Origin of the sequence: Chthonomonas sp. (genome assembly GCF_035294505.1) — a bacterium.
In the GTDB taxonomy this organism is placed as follows: Bacteria; Armatimonadota; Chthonomonadetes; order Chthonomonadales; family Chthonomonadaceae; genus Chthonomonas.
Genome location: NZ_DATGKU010000190.1, coordinates 12498 through 32027 on the forward strand (window position 1 = coordinate 12498; position 19530 = coordinate 32027).

General features: G+C 56.2%; 18 protein-coding genes. 10 read left to right on the forward strand and 8 right to left on the reverse strand.

Annotated elements, in window-relative coordinates:
• Positions 1-185: 185 nt before the first annotated feature.
• The 4 genes from VKV18_RS11790 to VKV18_RS11805 form a co-directional block, all read right to left on the reverse strand.
• The gene (locus VKV18_RS11790; RefSeq protein WP_324204400.1) at positions 186-2954 is read right to left on the reverse strand and encodes a hypothetical protein; all 2769 of its coding nucleotides are present in this window, start codon (positions 2952-2954) and stop codon (positions 186-188) included.
• A 78-nt stretch (positions 2955-3032) separates the two neighbouring features.
• On the reverse strand, positions 3033-3410 hold the full coding sequence (locus tag VKV18_RS11795; RefSeq protein ID WP_324204401.1) for a CbiX/SirB N-terminal domain-containing protein: 378 nt from the start codon (positions 3408-3410) through the stop codon (positions 3033-3035).
• Positions 3403-3891, reverse strand: coding sequence for a CbiX/SirB N-terminal domain-containing protein (locus VKV18_RS11800; RefSeq protein ID WP_324204402.1), 489 nt, complete (start codon positions 3889-3891; stop codon positions 3403-3405). The genes VKV18_RS11795 and VKV18_RS11800 overlap by 8 nt, the downstream gene beginning before the upstream one ends.
• Positions 3888-5408 (reverse strand): fumarate hydratase, encoded by a 1521-nt coding sequence (locus tag VKV18_RS11805; RefSeq protein ID WP_324204403.1) that lies wholly within the window; start codon positions 5406-5408, stop codon positions 3888-3890. The genes VKV18_RS11800 and VKV18_RS11805 overlap by 4 nt, the downstream gene beginning before the upstream one ends.
• A gap of 324 nt (positions 5409-5732) precedes the next feature.
• On the opposite strand from VKV18_RS11805, the gene VKV18_RS11810 reads away from it, so the two are divergent.
• The gene (locus tag VKV18_RS11810) at positions 5733-6863 is read left to right on the forward strand and encodes a citrate/2-methylcitrate synthase (RefSeq protein ID WP_324204404.1); all 1131 of its coding nucleotides are present in this window, start codon (positions 5733-5735) and stop codon (positions 6861-6863) included.
• An 8-nt stretch (positions 6864-6871) separates the two neighbouring features.
• Positions 6872-9154 (forward strand): 3-hydroxyacyl-CoA dehydrogenase/enoyl-CoA hydratase family protein, encoded by a 2283-nt coding sequence (locus tag VKV18_RS11815; RefSeq protein ID WP_324204405.1) that lies wholly within the window; start codon positions 6872-6874, stop codon positions 9152-9154.
• Between the two features lie 15 nt (positions 9155-9169).
• Here the strand turns inward: VKV18_RS11815 and VKV18_RS11820 are convergent, their stop codons facing one another.
• Positions 9170-10177 carry a hypothetical protein gene (locus VKV18_RS11820; protein ID WP_324204406.1) on the reverse strand — a complete coding sequence of 336 codons (1008 nt, stop codon included), beginning with the start codon at positions 10175-10177 and terminating at the stop codon, positions 9170-9172.
• 183 nt (positions 10178-10360) lie between these two features.
• Complete coding sequence (locus VKV18_RS11825; protein ID WP_324204407.1) at positions 10361-10993, reverse strand: DUF4433 domain-containing protein; 633 nt, start codon at positions 10991-10993, stop codon at positions 10361-10363.
• A gap of 322 nt (positions 10994-11315) precedes the next feature.
• On the opposite strand from VKV18_RS11825, the gene VKV18_RS11830 reads away from it, so the two are divergent.
• A complete protein-coding gene (locus VKV18_RS11830) occupies positions 11316-12371 on the forward strand; it encodes a Gfo/Idh/MocA family oxidoreductase (RefSeq protein ID WP_324204408.1) in 1056 nt (351 codons plus the stop codon).
• A gap of 483 nt (positions 12372-12854) precedes the next feature.
• On the opposite strand, the gene VKV18_RS11835 is transcribed toward VKV18_RS11830, so the two are convergent.
• On the reverse strand, positions 12855-13646 hold the full coding sequence (locus tag VKV18_RS11835) for a DUF429 domain-containing protein (RefSeq protein ID WP_324204409.1): 792 nt from the start codon (positions 13644-13646) through the stop codon (positions 12855-12857).
• Between the two features lie 204 nt (positions 13647-13850).
• Positions 13851-14981 carry a histidinol-phosphate transaminase gene (gene hisC, locus VKV18_RS11840; protein WP_324204410.1) on the reverse strand — a complete coding sequence of 377 codons (1131 nt, stop codon included), beginning with the start codon at positions 14979-14981 and terminating at the stop codon, positions 13851-13853.
• Positions 14982-15206: 225 nt separating this feature from the next.
• Between hisC and VKV18_RS11845 the strand changes: the two genes are divergently transcribed.
• From VKV18_RS11845 to VKV18_RS11875, 7 genes are all read left to right on the forward strand, one after another.
• Positions 15207-15485: a YgiT-type zinc finger protein gene (locus VKV18_RS11845; protein ID WP_324204411.1), complete on the forward strand. Its 279-nt coding sequence runs from the start codon at positions 15207-15209 to the stop codon at positions 15483-15485.
• 384 nt (positions 15486-15869) lie between these two features.
• Positions 15870-16151 (forward strand): Trm112 family protein, encoded by a 282-nt coding sequence (locus VKV18_RS11850; protein WP_324204412.1) that lies wholly within the window; start codon positions 15870-15872, stop codon positions 16149-16151.
• Between the two features lie 3 nt (positions 16152-16154).
• Complete coding sequence (aroQ, locus tag VKV18_RS11855; protein WP_324201255.1) at positions 16155-16607, forward strand: type II 3-dehydroquinate dehydratase; 453 nt, start codon at positions 16155-16157, stop codon at positions 16605-16607.
• A gap of 30 nt (positions 16608-16637) precedes the next feature.
• Positions 16638-17669, forward strand: coding sequence for a hypothetical protein (locus tag VKV18_RS11860; protein WP_324204413.1), 1032 nt, complete (start codon positions 16638-16640; stop codon positions 17667-17669).
• Between the two features lie 212 nt (positions 17670-17881).
• Complete coding sequence (locus tag VKV18_RS11865; protein WP_324204414.1) at positions 17882-18907, forward strand: hypothetical protein; 1026 nt, start codon at positions 17882-17884, stop codon at positions 18905-18907.
• Between the two features lie 127 nt (positions 18908-19034).
• Positions 19035-19238 (forward strand): hypothetical protein, encoded by a 204-nt coding sequence (locus VKV18_RS11870; protein ID WP_324204415.1) that lies wholly within the window; start codon positions 19035-19037, stop codon positions 19236-19238.
• Between the two features lies 1 nt (position 19239).
• The coding region (locus tag VKV18_RS11875) for a hypothetical protein (RefSeq protein ID WP_324204416.1) at positions 19240-19530 on the forward strand (291 nt) is incomplete at its 3' end.

A 19530-nucleotide genomic window follows, 5' to 3' on the forward strand; every position in this document is an offset into this window, starting at 1 on the left:
ATTACTCCCTGCTCAAATCCGTAATCTGCAAACCCACATCCCCACCAATAGGGGTTTGCAACCTCGCCACTATCCTTCATCTTTTAGATACGTCCTCAGCATTGTATCAGGTTTGCCGCCGACTGTCAATACCACTTTCCCGTGTTCATCTCTCTTTTGTCGTGTCTCTTGCCGAAAAGGTTCAGTTATCGGAGTTCTACAACCTCCGTCGCATGAGGCCCTATCTCAATCGGGAAGAGAAGCACACCGTTTTGGTTTTGCAGAGGTGTTGCTCTTTGCGCCAAATGCTCGACTGCCTCGTGTGCGCCTGCCAACGTGGGAATCTGGGCTGCAAACACATACACTTTGCCGTTTTGCGGCTGCGCCGAGTCGTTATAGATGGTGAAGAAGCGATCGCCGTAGCGCTCAACCCCCAGCGAAGGGTTATCTGTCATCGCCCAGGTAAGGGGCTGCCAGCCCGCCGCAGAGAGCTGCTGAAAAAGGGGAATATAGCGCTTGAACAGGTCGCGATCTCGATTATACCACTTTGGCGTCTCCCAATAGGGATGGGTCGCCGCATCCGCACTGAACATGCTTGGAAACAGATCATAGAAGAGACATCGCTGAAAATACTGTTCTACCATGCTGTGGTCAAAGCGATCGAAGTTGGTGTCCATCAGCATGAGAAAAGGTTTCTGGTAGCAAAGAGTTCTTCGGTAGCAAAGGGTCGCGTCGGAGTCGGGGGAGAAGCGGCCATCATAAAGCCAATTCACCTCGGTACCCATCACATCGAGGAGCGGCGCAAAAACGCAAAAGCGTTCGGGCGTGCCGTTGGCCATCAGGAGGCGCCCTCGGTTGTGCAAGTCTGCACTGACGAAACGGGTGAAGTCGTGTACCCAATACCACTGAGGCACACAGACTTTTCGGAAACCACTATCAAACGTTAGAGGATACGGACACGCTTGTAGATCGGACAAACGATAGTCGCGCGTATCCGTCCAACTCTCCAGAGAGTCCAGATAGATACCGTCGAGGCGACCGTTTTTCTGCGTGTTTGCCGCCCCGAAAAGGCGGTCTGCAGCCTCTACGGTATAGCTCAGCGAAGCCTTAGTGGGCTGTTCTGGAGTGGCCGGCAGGCCTGGGCTAGGATTTAAGATGAAGAGCGCCCCATCGTTCCAAGGCACCTTGCTGAACTGCACATAGAAATGGCCGTCCGAGTCTTGCACACCGCTGTTCAGAACGGCGCGCGCCCACTCCTGAGGAGTCGGGTCGTGCAACGAATCCAGAGGGCGTGGCGGCATGGCCTCTTGTGCTCGCGCCTGTATGAGGGCCATGGCACTCTCGTAGGTACGCGGAAGGTTGTCCGCCATGGGCATCCAGTAGGAGGAAGGCTCGATATATCGAAAACAGAGGATACCTGCCGCATTATCCTGCTTTATGCTGTTGTCGCCCTCATGAAAAGCAAAGCCGAAGTCTGACCATCCCTCTACGCTCTCCGGCGCGGTAAAGGGCATCCAAATGCCATAAGGTTGATGCGACTCAGGATAGAAGAGAGCGTTGGCGCGATAGAACCGCATTGCCGCCTCCCGGAATGGCATGGTGATCAACCTGATCTTCTGATCTCCCACTTGCTCCACGGGAAGGGGTGGCAGGGAACACAACACACAGCGTACACGCGCCGTGTGGGCAGGCCATACTTGGCTTTTACCGGTGAGGGCCACATCCCACCCGATGACAAAAAGATGGTGAGGGGCGTTATAGAAGATACGAAATACAGAAGGCCACTGGATATCTTCCGCCATCATCAGCCCGCCCGTCCCGCCGGCCACGCAGGCAAAGGGATAGCGTGAAAGCCCTCCGGTTGCGCCTACCGATATCTGAACCTGGTTTTCATACTCCTCGTCAGCCTCCACAGGCAATGCACGGCGAATATCTTCTCCCCATAGAAGGTCGGATTGGGCGATGGGAACTGCGAAATAGAGGCTTAGAGCGCGATCTTGGCCGGTCTTATCTATCAGGGTACCGTCTACCGCTATTCCATCCCCCTTAGGATAGAGCGCCACGCTAAACACAACATGCAGGGCATTGACCACGCCCTCGAAGTTCACTCCGCCCGCCCGCCTCGGCGTAAAACGGCCTTCTAGGGGAATCAGAGGGCCGTCACGGCCCACGTCGCGCAGCAGAAACCCGCCCCTCACGGACTCGTTTACTTTCCTTCCTCTTATCCTCACCGCGGCCAAGGTGCCACGAGCATCAAAGGTCAACGAGAGAGAGCGATCCGCCGATGCCAACGTTTGCCAAGGCGCTATGGGCTGAGAGCGGGTGGGCACGTCCAGCAGCTGGCCATCAAAAACATGGGGGCCTTTCAGCAGGTAGAGGGAAACGTCATCAAACCAGACAGTGCCTTTATGATAGCGAAAAAGCGCATACAGGGTGAGACTTTTCACCGGCTTCTCTGGATAGATAACGACCTGCTCTCTCTCCCAACCGTGCGTTCCTGGCGAGAAGGCGGCAAACTGCCCCCACAGCGGGGTTCCATCGTCATACATCAGGTCTACATAGAGCGCGTAGGCGGCAGGGTTGTTGCCTGCAACCGAATCGGCGCGGCTCCAGCCCACCACAACAATGGGAGTTGGGCTTTGCTCGTTGAGCACGATCGTCTGCATGGCTCCATGAAGGCTGGTTGTATCGGTGCTATCACACCGTATGCTCTGTTCACCGCCATGCACAAACCGTCGGTCAATATCATAGCCCTGGCCGTAAGGCAACCATTCGGGTACCCCGCCCCCTTTACCATCCGGCCCGCTCCCTCCCTCGAAGCCCCCGTTTCGCACGAGATTGACCCCATAGCCCTGCCCTCTCGCATAAAGGGGGCAGAGCAAGCAGATGAGCAGAGCAAACGCCCAGAAACCGCGCAGGGCCATGGGTTTTTGCTGCATTTCCCAAGACGTTCGGGTTTGGTTAAGGCGCTCCATGCCTCTTCCCCCCGCAAAGGAGTTTGTTGTAGACGACCATGCGACAAGCCGCGGGCCTTTCTCTAGAGAATCAACCACCTACTCGAAGTTGCCGGCTTCCACAGCGCGTTTGGCCAGCACCTCGGTTAGCTGGGAGGCACGCCCGATGTAAGGGCCAAGGCGGAAACGCACCTCTGGATAGAGCTTTTGGGCTTCCTCGAATAGCGAGGGCAGATCGTCGGCCACATGCGTGCCCGTGTGCAGAAAATAGGGAACGCCTACGATCTCCGTGGCGCCCTGTTGCACACAAAGGGCGATGGCCTCTGGAATGGAGGGGCTATTGCACTCCAGGAAACCGACCTCCACAATCGGGAAGATACCGCGTCGTTTTACTTCATCAACCACGCGATACATCGCCTCGTTCGCAGCGGGGCGTGGGCTGCCGTGAACCAACACCAACAGCGCTTGCTTAGCCATTCTGTTTTCCTCCTGAGGTTGCGGGGCATTTTGTGGTTCCGTAGAGTGGGCAATCGGGTAAAGCACGGCAGAAGCGTGCGGCGCGCTCAAGGTCTTCACGCCACGCCTCAGGCCCTACGGCCGCGAGGGCGCTTGCGATGAGCGCATCGGCTAAGTTTTCATCATAGCCAATCGGCTCGGCCACACTAAACTCCAATTCGGGATAGCGTGCTTTTGCCTCCTCCAACGCTTTGGGGATGTCGGCTTTTACAAATTTTCCTGGAACCAAAAAATAGGGCAGCACCAAAATGCGACGCACTCCATCCTGCACTAACCGTGCCACGACATGCGCAAATAGCGGTTCACTGTAGTTCAAATAGCCTACTTCCACACGGGTGTCAGGCCACTTGGCACGCAGGCGTTCCGCATGGGCTTGCAAAGCCTCCCCGGCCCCACACAGGAGAGAGCCGTGGGCAAACAGCAGGATCGCGTCGGGCTTCATCTTCTTGGGGCTATGAGTTCCAAGTTCTTACCGCTCTCCTCCTCTACGGTCTCATGCAGGCTGTTGCCATGACTATCCATCGTCACCACCGCCAACAGGTCTTTCACACGCAGATGCCACATGGCCTCAGGTACCCCGAACTCCTCCAAAAAGTCTACCCCCTCTACATCCGTCACGCACTCGGCATAGAACTGCGCCGCCCCGCCAATAGCATTCAAATAGACGGCTCCATAGTCTTTCAGAGCCTGAAGGGTCTTTTCACCCATTCCGCCCTTGCCGATCACCGCTCTTATTCCGAAACGCCGGATGATATCGGCCTGATAAGGCTCCTCGCGCATGCTCGTCGTGGGGCCGGCTGCGGTGATTTTCCAGCGCCCCTGCGCATCTTTAATCGCCACCGGGCCGCAATGGTAGATTACCTGTCCGCGAAGGTCTACGGGGCTAGCGTGCTCCAAGAGATATTTATGAAGCGCATCGCGCCCGGTGTAGATCACGCCGGAAAGCAACACCACATCGCCCACCTTAAGCTTACGCACGTCCTCCTCGCTTAACGGGGTTGTGAGATGAATCTCTCGACCCGTAAGCGGTATGTTTTCCTGCTCGGCCAAGCGCTGGGGCCTTTCTTCACGGAACAGCCACCGGCGAATAGCCCCGGTCTGCGGGTCAAGACGCACCCCAAGGCGTCGAAAAGCCCAGCAATCGTAGGCCACAGAGACAAAGAAGGAGGCCGGCAGCCGATTCAGCGCCCCGATTTTGCACCCAAAGAGGGTTACCTTGCCTCCAAAGCCCATTGTGCCGATGCCCAAATCGTTGGCATGCGCCATCACGCGCTCTTCTAGCTCCGCCAAAACCGGGTTCGGGTTCACATCGTCTAGAGGGCGTAACAGCTGCTCTTTGGCATGACTATAGCCGCTGGTACGATCGCCCCCAATACATACCCCCAAGCAGCCCACGCTACACCCTTGTCCCTGAGCTTGCCAAATGGCATGAAGGATGCACTTGTAAACCCCCTCCAGGTTACGGTCAGCACGCCCTAAATGCTCTAGCTCACAGGGAAGAGAGTATTGGATATTTTTGTTTTCGCATCCGCCCCCCTTCAACAGAAGAAGCACCTCGATCTCGTCTTCCTCCCACTGCTCAAAATGGATGATGGGCGTTCCGGGGCCGATATTGTTACCAACGTTTTTGCCGGTTATGCTGTCCACGGAATTCGGCCTTAGTTTGCCCAGCCTGGTAGCCTCCGCAATGGCCTCATGAATGGCCCGCTTTATTGCAATCTGGTTCACTCCTACCGGAGTGTGGATGAAGAAGGTGGGCATGCCCGTATCCTGACAGATAGGCTGCTCTCGCTCGCAGGCCATATCAATGTTTAACCCGATGATCTGAAGCGCCTGCCCCGATCGGTTATGCTTATCCTCCATCTGTAGGACGCGCTTAAGGGCACGGCGCACATCGGCGGGCATGTTGGTGGCGGTCTGTGTGATCAGCTCCAGCAAACTCTGTTGCAACTGTTCCATGTTCAAACTCCCAGCCCTCCGCAACGTTGCAGAGAACGATTTTTTCACTACTCTTCATTATACCTACCCTCTCCGCAGATGGTTCAGGAACGAGGACGAAGCCATGCCTCCTCTTTCACTTAGAGCAAAGTGGGCTACTCAGCGGCCAAAACAGCTGTCTTCATCGTCTCTTTCTCGGGCCGCTGCATCGCCGTCGGTAAGACAAGCGGCCTTTCGAGCGAATCTATAACGCTTCCCGACGCCCACACGTAGAAGAAAGAGAAGGATTTTCTCTTTAGAAAAAAGAAGACTTTTACAGAACAAGATTCTCAGAGGAGCCTTTCCATGCCAAGTGCATCCTACAGCCCCGGGCTAGAGGGAATCGTTGCCGGGCTTACCGCCATCTCAAAAATAGATGCCGAACGGAATCGGCTGAGCTACCGCGGCTACGACATCCACGACCTCGTGGATCACTGCAGCTTTGACGAAGTCGCCTATCTCCTTATCTACGGCGATCTGCCCAACCAAAGCCAGCTAGACGCTTTCGTTAACACCGTCGGCGCCCATCGCGGGGTCCCTTCAGAAGTCCTCTCCTTGCTAAAAACCCTACCCTCCGATGCCTCCCAAATGGATCGCGTGAAGGCCGCCGTCGCCGCGCTCGCCCTCTTCGACCCACAGCGTGAAGAGAGAACTGCAGAGGCCTATCGTGCCGTGGCCGTTCGGCTCTACGCCCAACTGCCCACCATCATTGTCAACAGCTATCGCCTTAGCCAGGGACAAGAGCCGGCCGCCCCACGCGCCGACCTCAATCACAATGCCAACTTTTTCTGGATGCTTACCGGCCACGAACCTTCTGACCTCATCGGCCGCGCCTTCAATGTAAGCCAAATCCTCTATGCCGAGCACGGCTACAACGCCTCCACTTTCGCCGCTCGCGTTACCGTCTCCACCCTATCCGACATCTACTCCGGCGTGGTATCGGCCATCGGCACGCTGAAAGGGCCTCTGCACGGCGGAGCCAACGAGGCCAGCATGCAGATGCTCCTCGAAATCGGCTCTTCGGGGCGCGCGGCGGAGTGGGTGCGCGAGGCCCTTGCGCGTAAACAACGGATCATGGGGTTTGGACATCGCGAATATAAACATGGCGATGAGCGCGCCCGCATTGCAAAACAGTACGTCATCGAGCTGGCAAACAGCAAAGGGGCAACGCATTGGCTCGAAATGGCGGATATCATTGAGCGCGAGATGATGCAGGCCAAAGGGCTTTATCCCAACGTGGACTTCCCCATCGGCCTGCTCTACTACCTCATGGATATTCCCATCCCGCTCTACACCCCCATCTTCATGATGAGCCGTATCACCGGCTGGTGCGCCCACATCATCGAGCAACTGGAGAACAACCGCCTTATACGGCCTGAAAGTGAATACATCGGGCCGAGCGAGCGCCCTGTGCTTCCGCTATCGGAACGTCCCTAGGTGCGGAAATGGTAGACGAGTCGAAAACCACCGGTACGGCCGTGGTGCTAGGGGCGGGAACCATGGGCGGCGGCATCGCCGCCCAGCTCGCCAATGCCGGTTGGACGGTCTGGCTGCTCGATCTTCCCTCTCCCGAGCCACGCAATCGGTTGGCCGAAGAGCGCATACGTCGCCTTCAAAATGCTCGCCCTCCCTTGCTTGCCCTGCCGGAATATGCGGAGCGCGTCCACGCAGGCAACATAGAGGACGATATCCATCACCTAAAAGAGGCCGACTGGATCGTCGAAGCCGTCATCGAAGACCTGCAGACCAAACGCCGTGTGCTGGCTCTTGCCGATGAAAACGCCGGAGTACAAACGCTTATCACCAGCAATACTAGCGGCCTGAGCCTCCATGCTATGAGCGAAGGGAGAAGCGAATCGTTTCGCGCCCGATTCTTCGGTACCCACTTTCTCAACCCGCCTCGCTATCTCAAACTACTCGAAGTCATTCCCCTGCCCACAACCGACCCCAACCTCGTTGCCGGATTTACCCGATTTGCCGAGCAGACGCTCGGCCATCGTGTCGCTTTCGCCCGCGATACCCCTGGCTTCATATCCACGCGGCTCTGGATTGAGCATCTGCTCGAAACCATGCATCTTGCCGAAGAGTTTGGCCTATCGGTCGAGACGGTGGATAGCCTAACCGGCCCGCTCATCGGTCGCCCGCGCAGTGCCACGTTTCGCATGGCCGACATCGTTGGGTTAGACATCGTCGCCGCCGTGGCACAGCATCAGCACGAACTGCTTCCAAACGACCCCAAGCGTTCCCTCCTCACCCCACCAAAGGCGCTACGGTATCTGCTAGAACAGGGTCTGCTTGGGGAAAAACGGGGTAGTGGCTTCTATCGGCGCCAAAACGATCATATCGAGGTGTTCGACCCCCTCACACAAACCTATCGGCCCCGCCAAACCGAGCCGCAGCCCCTTGTTGCCCATCTTCAAACCCTGCCGTTGCCGGAACGCTTGACTCTCATCGGCCAAGCGACCTCAGACCCTTCTCCTGAAGCGCAGTTTCTGCACGCCCTTCTCTCCCGTTTCGTAGACTACGTGGCCTCTGTTGGGCCGGAGATCGCTGACGATATTCTCACCATAGACCGCGTTATGCAGTGGGGTTTTCAGTGGGAGCTTGGGCCTGGAGCCATGGCCGATCTGCTGCAACCGCAAACAGAGCGCCCTTACTATAGAACTATTGACCACCAGCGCACCTATCTCTCCTTCGCAGAAGGCAAATATCTCCCTATCCCGAAAGAGCCGGAGTATCTCTGTCTATCCGAACGAAAACAGGAAGGCGGAACGTTGCTTGCAGAGGCATCCGCTTCTCTCATTGCGCTGGACGACGATGTGGTCTGCCTCGAGTTTCACACCAAGATGAACACATTCGAGCCGGCCCTCGTGCGCTTTATCGAGCAGGTCTGTAACCTTATCGAGAAAGAGGGGTGGGCCTTGGTCATCGGCAATCAGGCGCCCCATTTTTCGGCGGGCTATAACCTGCGCCTTTTCCTAGAGGCCATCGAAGCCAAAAAGTGGCAAGCGCTCGACACCATGCTCAAAGAGCTGCAGTTTGTTTTTCTACGCCTGAAATATGCGTCGTTTCCCACGGTGGCCGCCCCGCACGGCTACACGCTCGGAGCCGGCTGCGAAGGCACCCTGCATTGCGCCCATGTGCAGGCCGCCCGCGAGCTGGCAATGGGTTTACCGGAGGTGCGCGTAGGGCTTATACCGGCAGGTGGCGGCACCAAAGAGATGCTGGCGCGTACGATGAGCCTGCCCGAAACAGCGGCCGATCCGCTAGCGGCGCTGGAGAATCTGTTCAAGCGCCTCACCATCCCCTCCATCTCGACCAGCGCCGATGAGGCAAGGAAAAACGGCTTTCTCCGCCCCACCGACGGTCTTACCCCAAACGCCGACCGTCTTCTCTATGAGGCGAAATGCCGTGCGAAGCGCCTTAGAGAGGAAAACTATCGCCCTCCCTCCCCTCACCCCATTCTCACCTTCGGGCGAGCGGCAAAAGAGCGCCTGCACCGCGCGCTTGAACAGTGGCTTGCCGAAGGCCTTATCACCGAGCACGATAGTTTCGTTGCCGCCCAACTTGCCCGAGTCCTCTACGGAGATGCCGAAACGCAACGCTCCTGCGCCGAGGAGGCCCTTCTGCAGATCGAACGCGAGGCGTTTATCGAGGCGGCTAAACACCCAAAGAGCCTTGAACGTATTCGGCATGTGCTGGCAACGGGCAAACACCTGCGAAATTAGGTACGAAGCCCGGAATTAAAACTGACCGCCGGCCTCTCTTTCCGTGCTCAGCCGCAGACCGTCAGCGGGCTGTAACTGAACCCAACCGAGGCGATTTAAGGTGCGGATGGTCGTGGCGACCTGCTCTTCAGAAAAGGCAGCGCGGTGTTGCCGCTCCATCGCTTCAAGCACGGCCTGTTCTGTGACTGATCCAAAAGCAGATGCGCTCTCCTGTTGCAACTCCCTCGTCACAAAATGGACGGCGGCCGCGGCCCTCACCTCCTGTATATCCATTTGCAAGAACAGATCGGCCACCTTTCGGATCAAAGCGTCCCACCTTTTCAGCTCGTTCTGATAAGTCACCCTCACGATAGAATAGGCGATTCCCGGACGGACAAGCCGACATGAGCCGTCCTTACTCTCTTCCAAAAGCCCATTGTTCACTAATCGCTGGATAATGTCCCTCAGCGCATCGGAGTAAGGCCCATAGTCGCCCCACCGAAACACAATGCCCGTAGGCAAACCCTCTGCCGTGGCAAAGTAGACCAGGGTTTGAAATGCGGTGCGGCCAATCTTCCACCGACATGGGGACTCAAGCACACGCTTAAGGGTCTCTGCAATCACAACCCAGGTGGATAAGGCTCCTGTTCTTGAGGCCATCTCTTCGATTTGCTGTCCGCCAAGCAGGGGAAGCGCCGCGTCGTCCTTAACGGCAGCAAACAGCCCACCAAGCTCCTCCCGGCCTTGAAGAAACGCCTCGTTTACCTGCTCGTCAGGAGCATCCAGAGGGCCGTAAAGCTCCACCTCTATCTCCAGTCGGCTAAGATAATGGTAGAAGACCGGGCCAACGAGCCTCCAATCTAGCCCCCCGTTGTTGCAACCCAAAGCGGGACATGCAAGAGACTGAATCCCCCACTCTTTGTAGTGCCGTTCGAGGTAGTCTAGCCCTGCCAAGATATCTAACAGGCGCGAAGCCTCACGCCAATGGCCTTTCGTAGGGAAATTGAGGATCCAGGGCGGCGTCATGGTCGGTCGTAGGGGCACGGCGCCGCCGTGCCCCTACTTCACCTCACCCGCTCTGCATCGGCGCACATAGTCTTCGTACATTTCTGGGAAGCGCTTTTTGAACTCGAGTACGATCCCCTTGCCCATCACCCCCCATGCAGTTCACCGTGTTGACCAGGGTTTGTGCCTTCGATTGGAACAGATCGCCCTTCCGCACCCGTATCATGTCTGTTTCCAGACAAAGAAAAGCTCTGGATCTATTTCAATAGAAAGTTGGGGTGCCATCGCCTGCAGCATGTCGCCCGCCGTTTGGCACGCGACGTAGGCACCAAGAATATAGCTCGCCGGCACGACATCGGGCACGAGTAGCTCTGCGTATTTGGCGAATTTATACTCTTTTGCCGCCTCTTTGTACAAAGGGTGATACCAAACGCGAGCGAAGATTTTCTTTGGATCGAGATGCACTAGCCCCTCTGGCGATGGATAAAAGTGAGCGCTAGCGCAAGCCGCATTTCTATCGGAGATGACGGCTCCTTTAATATCGAGCACACTCGGCGCGACGCGCAACACGCATAGCTTTTCATGCAAATGTTTTGTCATGCGTAGCCTGCAGAGCATCGGGTTTCGTGCACAAAAGTAGAGGTTTGCATAGTCATGAAGCAGGCGCCCATTCGGTGCCCGCTTCCGCTCTCTACGCCTATGCACATCCCTATCCGAAACGCTTACCGGGTGCAGGGTGCCGTCTCTTATGCCTTTTCTAACCCGATTGTACGATAGAATGCCGTACTTCAAGATGTCCGGAACGTTCTGGATGTGGGTTATGTAGTGAAGTTCCTTTAAATCGCTACGTTGCATATCAGCGCCTACGCAACTTTTTGGAATATATTACCTCTAACCTTCTTTTTTTTGAAGGCAAAAAAGGCTATCAACAAAATGCTTAGCACCTGCGCAAAAGCGGAAAAGAACTCTTCGTCCGTACATCCTCTCCTCTGAATCGGCGGCGATGACCGCAAAGGCTGCGGTTTTTGGATCTTGTGCAGAGGGGAAGACAGCTCCCGTGGGAAAGCTGAGGAATAGGTTTTACCGATGCTGCATTTTTATCACAAGCGGGCAGGATTCTTGACCTCGCCACGCGGATATATCTTGCAACGGAACAATACCCTTCGAGGAGAGCAACATGTCTCAACCGGTACGAATCGGTTTTGTAGGGGTGGGGAGTATGGGCCAGTGCGCCCATCTAAAGAACTACGCCACCTTGCCCGATTGTCAGGTAGTGGCCATCGCCGAGCTACGCCCTCAGCTGGGGCAAAAGGTAGCCCAGCGCTATGGGGTTCCTCATGTCTATCCCTCTGCGGAGGAGATGCTTGCCAAAGAGGCCCTCGACGGCCTGGTAGTATCCCAACCCTTCACACGTCATGGGCAGGTGGTCATTCCCCTCTATAGAGCCGGAATCCCCATCTTTACCGAAAAGCCGCTCGCCGGTTCACTGGCCGTAGGAGAGCAGATGATACGCGCTTTAAAGGAAAGCGGAACATGGCATATGGTGGGCTACAACAAGCGAAGCGACCCTGCCGTTATGTGGGCGAAAGCGGAGATCGAGCGGCTAAAACAGACCGGTGAGATCGGCAAACTGCGCTATGTGCGCATCACCATGCCGCCCGGCGATTGGGTTGCCGGAGGGTTTACCGACCTGATCACCACCGACGAACCGTATCCCAGCCTTCCTCACGACCCTCCACCCGCCGACCTCAGCGCAGAGGGCGCTCGCACCTATGTGGAGTTTGTGAACTACTACATTCATCAGGTCAACCTTCTGCGTTACCTCCTCGGCGAGCCTTACAAGCTTGTCTATGCGCATCCTTCCCGAACGCTTTTGGTGGCCGAAAGCGACAGCGGCGTTGCCGCGACCATCGAGATGCAGCCCTACACAACCACCCGTGCTTGGGAGGAGACCGCGCTGGTGGCCTTTGAGCGCGGCTACGTTCATATAGCCCTCCCGGCCCCTCTCGCCTCGAATCGGCCGGGGCACGTTGAGGTTTACTACGATCCAGGAGGTCAAACCGAGCCAAGACGTGTCAGTCCCACACTGCCTTGGGTTCACTCCATGCGCCAACAGGCCATCAACTTCGTGCGCGCTTTAAAGGGCGAGATTCGCCCACCTTGCGAGGCCGCCGAAGCGTTAGAGGACCTCAAGATTGCCCGTGACTATTTACGCCTCATCGGCTGCAACTAGGGCTTCGCCTTCTGCCTACCCTTCCCTTCAGAACTGGTGGGAATGGAAACTTAAGATTTCTCGCCTTCGGCTCGAAATGACAGTTGTTTATCTCGCCTTCGGCTCGAAATGACAGTCGTATCACTGGCTCGAAATGACAGTTGTTCATCTCGTCTTCGGATCGAAATGACAGGCGTATCACCGGCTCTTCAAGGCACACACCCTCGTCCTCAAGGCCGACGCCCCCCAGTGAGAACGAAATGAGAAGACCTCTCAGCTTCGCTTCGAGGTGACATGGGCGCCGATGCCTTCGCCCTATCAGGGAGAGGGGCACCTAGCGGTGAGCATCTCAGCGGCCCGTTTCATATCTTTACCCGTCTATCTCGCTGGCCGCTGCGTTGCTGTCTGCAAGACGGAAAGGAGGGGATAGGGGACGAGCAAAGTCGGCTTACTCCACGAATTGGCTCTAGAACCGCCCGCTCCATCGCCTTCATGCCCATTTCGCTATGTAGATAGGTCCGTCTGAAGGCAGGCGGCCAGCCCAGGCGTGACCGGAGTGAGAATGTAGCCACTTCGACTGTCGCCCACCACGCAGCAGCGCTCCCCCTCGCCGTAATGCCAATAGTAAGCCACTATGTAGGCACACAAAAGGGCGTCCAACAAATCTTCGTAGCGTTTTAGGTCGCGCCCGCGCCTTTCCTGCAAATCGGAAAGCCAGGATGGCGGCAGAAGAGAGGGTTGCGCCATTTTCAGCGATTCCAGCAGCGTTGCATAGCGTGCATACTCCGCCCAACGGCTTCGCAGCGAGCGGCCTGGTTTGGCCTTATACTTCAGTGAGCGCTTGAGATGAAAAAGGGCGCACTGCGCGCTACGCGGAAACACCTCCAAACAACGTCGAACGGTGCTATCGTGCGGTGAGAACCGATAGTCGGGCGTCGTGCCGAGCGACGCATTCAGCATCAGCAACAGCTCCTCGCCGCGCAAGTATCCGCCACAGATACGCCGATTGGCCGGAAGAGGGCCGGCCTCATAACGACCAAAACAGCGCCGCAATTTGGTTTCACAAGGGCGTTCACCTCGCTCATTGGGGACGATGAGCGGGGCATCCATCCCGATAAGCAGCCCACCGCCCCTATCGGCAGCGTGGACAAAGGCGACGATCTCTTCGTTCGAGCCGAGAGCCTCGTGCCATTGGAGCGTTTGCAAAGTTTCATATGGCGCATCGCCAGCTTCCAACACAACGGCAGCGCTGGTATTGCGCTCTCCCCATGCCAGGTCAATCCCTACAAACCGCATGGTGGCTCACAAAAAAAAAGCCCGATGCCGAAAGGCATCGGGAAAGAAAGGAGGTCGCAACCCGCAGAACTTCTGCAGGGATCGCGATCGAACTGCTCGTACCTTATTATACCCGATGTTCATGCCAAAAAGTTCCCACTTTGATCTTTTTTTGCAAAGTTAGCCACGAATCGCTTGTTTTTGCCAACTGTGTCTTAGTGTGTACTATTTTGTTTCAGCTAGTGCTTCGGGGAGCGCCTCTAAGAACCGCGCATTCTGAGCAGGCGTTCCAATGGAGACGCGCAAATGGGTTTGGCTCTTGAAATCGGGGCTGAAGCGAACGATGACTCCCCGTCTTAGCAAAGCATCGGCCACAGCACGTCCATCGCGCCCCACATTTACGAAAATAAAGTTGCCGTAGGTAGGGGTATAGTCAAGGCCGAGACGCTCAAACGCAGCGTAGAGCGTCCGTTTGCCCTCTTCGTTCACGGCCACAGTTTGGGCTACAAAGGCCTCATCCTCCAAAGCGGCGGCGGCTGCCGCTTGGGCCAGCAGGTTCACATTGAACGGCTCTCGCGTGCGATCGAGCCAGCCGGCGATCTCTGGGCGCATGATCCCGTAACCGATGCGCAGACCGGCCAAACCATAGGCCTTGCTGAAAGTACGCAACAGCACCACATTCCGCTCGTCACGCACAAAATCTATACACTCCGGATACTCCGGCAAGCCGGTGGCATACTCGTAGTAGGCCTCATCTATCACCAAAATGGCCTGTTCAGGCAGACGATCTAAAAGCCTTTCGATTCCAGCTCGGCTTAAGATCGTTCCCGTTGGGTTGTTTGGATTGGCGATAAACACCAGGCGTGTGCGGGAAGTTATAGAGTTCAGAAGAGCCTCGAGGTCGTACCCCCAATCCGGGGTAAGAGGCACTTTATGGCAGAGCGCATTGTTGAGCAAGGCCGCCGCTTCGTAACGAACAAAAGAGGGATCGGCCTGGATTACCTCATCGCCAGGCTCTAAAAAGGTGACCCCTAAAAGATGGATGATGTCGTCGGAGCCGTTGCCAAAAACGAGCGATTCGGGGGCTATATCCAGCTTTTTGGCAAGGGCAAGGCGCAGGGTACGGGAAGAGATGTCGGGGTAGAGATGCAGCTTCGGCGCCATCTGGGCGATAGCCTCGAGCGCTTTTGGCGAAGGCCCTAAGGGGTTTTCGTTGCTGGCAAGTTTAACAACCTCTTGGATGCCGAGTTCTCTCTGCACCTCCTCGATAGGCTTCCCCGGCACGTAGGGCACGAGGTGGGCAATATTTTCGGCTACCTTTAGCGGGTGTGTCATTACAGAACGCGAATCGGACACAGTGGGTTTCCTTAAAACGTTGACTAGACGCAAAGATTATACCCGCACTTTCAACGCTGTCCTCGCTGCCGTGTTGGTGTGATAGAGGTCAATAGAACGCAAAATCCTCATAGAAAATCTACCGGTTTTTGCCTATGGAGGCCGCTTTCTCGCAAAACTGCGCGTGCCGGGCGGTGTATTTTTGATGGATAATATGAGAAAAGGAACAAAAAAGGATTTATCGTGATGTTGTTGTCAGAAGTCAAAACGATTTGGGCGCCATGCCCTTTTTGTGGAGGTGAATGCAGGCCGGAGGAGGTTACCTTGCCGTTATGCCGTGAGAAGAACACCTATGTCATCGTTCAGGAGATACCGGCAGAGGTTTGCCAAGAGTGTGGTGAAATTCTGTTTTCGGTATCAACGGCGGCAGCCCTTTTAGGGCTGCTGAACGGTAAGAACCTGCCGATCGGCACGAATCAGGTTCCCGTTTACCGCTTCGGTAGTCATGCGACCACCTCAGAATAGGCAAGCGAGCCGAGCGTAAAGCGGGAGGGTAGGGGTCGAGAACCTCACGGTTCTAGAGGCAGTTTGTAGAGCAAGCTGACTTTGCCCGTCCCCTATCCCGGCCTTTCCCCCGATTCAGGAGAAAGTAGGCTAGTGTGTTTAGTTCTCAAAGGAAAGCCTATCGAAGCAAACCGACAGGAAGCTTACCGGTCTTCTCCGTCCCTGATAGGAGGAGGGGAGGGGGGGTGAGAGCTTAAGAAGAGAAGGGGCAAGCAAGTTTCTGTTCAAAGGAAAACCGATCGCTTTCCCTGCATCTCATGTCATGGTGCCCGCTTTAGGGGAAAAATAGGGTAATGTAGAGAACAAGTAACTTTACCTGTGCGTCGGTTGTCAAAAGGAGTAGAGATGGAAAGCGAATCGGAAGAGACCCCTCAGGACGAACCTACGCCGGCTATAGAGCCGCAGCCGTTGGAGCCGTGGTTCATCGAGTTATTGGCCTGCCCGGCCTGCCCGCAACGCTGGCCGCTGCACCTAAACGAGTCGAAAACGGCGCTGCACTGTTGGTGTGGCCGTTATGCCTACCCCATCAGCCCGGAGGGCATTCCCGTGCTGCTCGTAGAAGAGGCTGTCCTGCTCGATGAAAAAGCCGACCCGGCAACCGTTGCCCCTCCGAAGGAAGGAGCTTAGCCGATGCCATCGCTACGGGTGTTGGTACTCCAGGGGCCTAATCTCAACCTTATTGGCTCTCGTGAGCCGGATTTCTACGGGCGTGAGACGTTTGATGAGATCAATCGCAAAATAAAAGCGAAGGCCCAGGAGCTTGGCGTCGAGGTAAAAATTCTTCAATCGAACCACGAGGGCGACCTTGTAGACGCCATTCAGGAGGCACGTGAAACGGCGGATGGCATTATCATTAATGCGGGCGCGCTAACGCATTACAGCTACGCCGTACGCGATGCCCTCACGGCCGTGCGTCTGCCCACGGTGGAGGTGCACCTCTCCAATATTCATGCGCGCGAAGAGTTTCGGCATCGTTCCGTTATTGCCCCTGTCGTCATGGGGCAGATCGTGGGGCTAGGCTCACTTGGCTATCTGCTGGCACTAGAGGCCATCTGTCAGATCATCGAGCAAAGCCATCGTTAACAAGTGGCGCTTCTGGTAAATTGGCGACCTATGCGTTGGCAAAAACTCTTTCGGTTCTGTCTTCTTGCGTTGGGGGTGCTGCTCTGCGCCGGCAGGTGGGCGCCTATGGGAGAGCCTCCCTCGGAGAAGCAGGAGGAAAAAGCCGGCGCCGTTTGGGCCACCAAGCCGATCACCGTTCCCTCTAATGTGCGCTTTCCGCTGCAGTTGCCTTGCCATAAGTGGTATGGCCTGTTGGTGATACAGGCCGAATTTCCGGGGCATCAGCTGCTTAACTGCGGCCTCGATACCGCCATGAACGCTTGTGCCGTGCCCCCTCTCACCGTGTTGCGGCTAAAGCTGCCCAAGCCCACCGGCGAGGTTCATTTGCAAAGGCTCTGGCAGGAGCTAGATGCTCCTACCACCGAGATTCCCTCCTTGAGCCTTGGCACCTTACCGATAGCTCCGTTACAGGTGGCGCAGCTTGACGTGCTGCAAATGCTATCGCCGGAAATCGCCATCAGCTCTGCCGATGCGCCGGTTTGCTGGCTCGGTGGGCCTTTTCTTTCGGCTTTTCAGGTGACCATCAACGCAGAACAGGAGTTCCTAAAGTTGGAGCCGCCGAACGCTCCTTTGCCTAGAGGACGCGGGGCCGTGGTGGTGCCGATGAAGTTGCGGAACGGCTGTCCCGAAGTGATGGTAAGTCTGCCCAAATCCCCTCCGTTTCCCGCACTTGTAGATCTCACGGCGCCCATCTCCATTATCCCCACCAAAGTGGCCGAAACGCTAAAACTCCAACCATTAGAAAGCCTCTTGTGCATGGGAACCGATGGCAAGCCCTATCGGCTTACCCGTGCCATAGCGCCGCGCCTTGCTGTGGGCAAGGCGGGTGTGGATAAGCTCGATGTCTCCTTTCTACAACCACCCTTGCCCGTGCCCGGCCAAACAAAACCAGAAAATGTGAACTCTCCTTTGGAATCGGAGGCCGTTTTAGGGAGGAACTTTCTAGACCGCTATCAGCTGACCCTCAACTATGCACGCAGACAGATAGAGCTGATCCCCCTTCCCCACGAACAAGCAAAGTAGCCACCAAAATCGTTTCTCTTCACGAACGGCAATGTAATGTTCAGAAAAAAGGTCTACCCAAACACCGGTAACAACCGGATAAAAAATACGTAGTAGCAAAATAGAAATCATCGGTTAGGAAAGACACGAGCAAGCTGTTTCGTGTCGGCGGCCCTTGCCTAAACCATGCCTAAACCATAACGCTATCGGTAAGGCAAGAAAGGAGAAAAAACATGTCTGGCTCTAAACAACGAGGCTTTCGTGTTCTGTGGCCGGCCGTTGTCTCTTTGGCACTTCTGCTCGTCGTGCGGTCGGCATTAGCACAAAGTCGTTCACGCGCTCCTGCCCGCAGCACCTCAACGGCGTCCACCACCCTCCCCGCTTTCCGCAGGGCTTCACGCCTTCCACAAAACTATTACGAAGACGCCAGCACCTCCTATCCATCCTCTTGGCAGGCGCGACCGCTTATTTTCCATACACCCTCCCGCGACGTCTCTAGCACAACCTCCGCACCATCAAGCGCTTACGACCGCTTCCAGCACACCACCGAAGGCTACCTCTATCGCATCGCCCAGCAACGGGGTACGATCATCTACGTATATACTTGGCCACTAGAATGGGACTACTATGACTGTTGCTTTCCCTATTTCTTCTACACTCCGTGGCCTTCCGAGCCGCATCGTTGCTACCCACCTGTCTACGAGCCGGAAGATAGCGCGCCCATTCCGAGCGTGCATGGCGGTGGAGTTTGGTATCCACCCTATGGCGTCTACGTGCCCCAACCCCCACAGCGCGGCGTTCCCACCGAAGGCTCCTTGCCCGGTGATGCCGTAAATGCCTACTATTTGGGGCGCGGAGAAACCGCCTATTCGGTGGACGACCCCAAACTCGATCCGGCCCTTCGCGCAGCCATCGGCGACATTACAGCCGCCTTCCAGCACAACGATTTCGACGCTCTGGCAAAGCATCTTCCCTCCAACGGCACGATAGCCATCTATTTGCATGGGCAGTACAGCTACTCCCTCCCCGCCGATCAGTATCTGCAGCGGACGCGCCAGGCGCTTACGGCCTCGCCGGCGCTCAGTTTCGGGCTGCATCGCGTGTATCAGGTAGACCCAAATACCTACCGCGTTATGGGCATTCATGTCTTCAAAGACCCTCAGGGCAACGAGCGTGTGGTGTCTCTAGGGTTCGTGCTACAGAGGCAAGGAGCGGACTACGTTGTGATGCAAATAGATGTGGATTCTCCACATTCTTAGAACAAGCCGGTGTAGGTTATTGCCTGCAATTTGGGTAAACTACCATCAGTTGAACAGCAATTTTAGGAAACGCTTTTAGTTTCTTTCCGTATTCCTAACAAAACGGTGCGGAAAGGAGAAGAGGGATATGCCGCTTACGGAGAAGCAGAAAAAACTGATAGACGAGCGCATTCGGCGTGAAGGACTGAACGAGTTCGGGGACCCTAAGGGAACCGTTTACGCCGGAGGCACACCGCTGTTTGATATGCGGACCGGCCGCATGATAGATCGGTATGAGTATATTCTCAGCCGTCATCGCGACTGGCTGCCTCAGATAGAGAAAGAGGATTAAGATGAACGAACGCAAGGCCCCATGGCCGTGGATCGCTTTCCTACTCTTAGCGCTCTCTGCCTGGCCAATGCTTCGCGATTGGCAAAGGGAGGCACGCTCCGCACATGCCCCCTCAACACCTCTCGTGGCAAACGCCGGCGCCTTCATCTCTCCTAACCAGATAGAGGTGCAACTGCGCCCCGGTGCCGACGATTCGACCCTTGAGGCGCTAAGCCGAGAAATAGGTGCGCCTTTACAGTGGGATAGCCCGCTGCATGCGGAAACAGAGATCGCCGTAGCCACTTTGCCTCCC

Bases quoted from the DNA above. Each gene is read 5' to 3' on its own strand.
- VKV18_RS11850 (WP_324204412.1), top strand. From the start codon at position 15,870: ATGGAAAGCGAATCGGAAGAGACCCCTCAGGACGAACCTACGCCGGCT.
- VKV18_RS11795 (WP_324204401.1), bottom strand. From the start codon at position 3,410: ATGGCTAAGCAAGCGCTGTTGGTGTTGGTTCACGGCAGCCCACGCCCC.
- VKV18_RS11865 (WP_324204414.1), top strand. From the start codon at position 17,882: ATGTCTGGCTCTAAACAACGAGGCTTTCGTGTTCTGTGGCCGGCCGTT.
- VKV18_RS11870 (WP_324204415.1), top strand. From the start codon at position 19,035: ATGCCGCTTACGGAGAAGCAGAAAAAACTGATAGACGAGCGCATTCGG.
- VKV18_RS11810 (WP_324204404.1), top strand. From the start codon at position 5,733: ATGCCAAGTGCATCCTACAGCCCCGGGCTAGAGGGAATCGTTGCCGGG.
- VKV18_RS11805 (WP_324204403.1), bottom strand. From the start codon at position 5,408: ATGGAACAGTTGCAACAGAGTTTGCTGGAGCTGATCACACAGACCGCC.
- VKV18_RS11825 (WP_324204407.1), bottom strand. From the start codon at position 10,993: ATGCAACGTAGCGATTTAAAGGAACTTCACTACATAACCCACATCCAG.
- VKV18_RS11835 (WP_324204409.1), bottom strand. From the start codon at position 13,646: ATGCGGTTTGTAGGGATTGACCTGGCATGGGGAGAGCGCAATACCAGC.
- VKV18_RS11830 (WP_324204408.1), top strand. From the start codon at position 11,316: ATGTCTCAACCGGTACGAATCGGTTTTGTAGGGGTGGGGAGTATGGGC.
- VKV18_RS11790 (WP_324204400.1), bottom strand. From the start codon at position 2,954: ATGGAGCGCCTTAACCAAACCCGAACGTCTTGGGAAATGCAGCAAAAA.
- VKV18_RS11845 (WP_324204411.1), top strand. From the start codon at position 15,207: ATGTTGTTGTCAGAAGTCAAAACGATTTGGGCGCCATGCCCTTTTTGT.
- VKV18_RS11860 (WP_324204413.1), top strand. From the start codon at position 16,638: ATGCGTTGGCAAAAACTCTTTCGGTTCTGTCTTCTTGCGTTGGGGGTG.
- aroQ (WP_324201255.1), top strand. From the start codon at position 16,155: ATGCCATCGCTACGGGTGTTGGTACTCCAGGGGCCTAATCTCAACCTT.
- VKV18_RS11815 (WP_324204405.1), top strand. From the start codon at position 6,872: ATGGTAGACGAGTCGAAAACCACCGGTACGGCCGTGGTGCTAGGGGCG.
- VKV18_RS11800 (WP_324204402.1), bottom strand. From the start codon at position 3,891: ATGAAGCCCGACGCGATCCTGCTGTTTGCCCACGGCTCTCTCCTGTGT.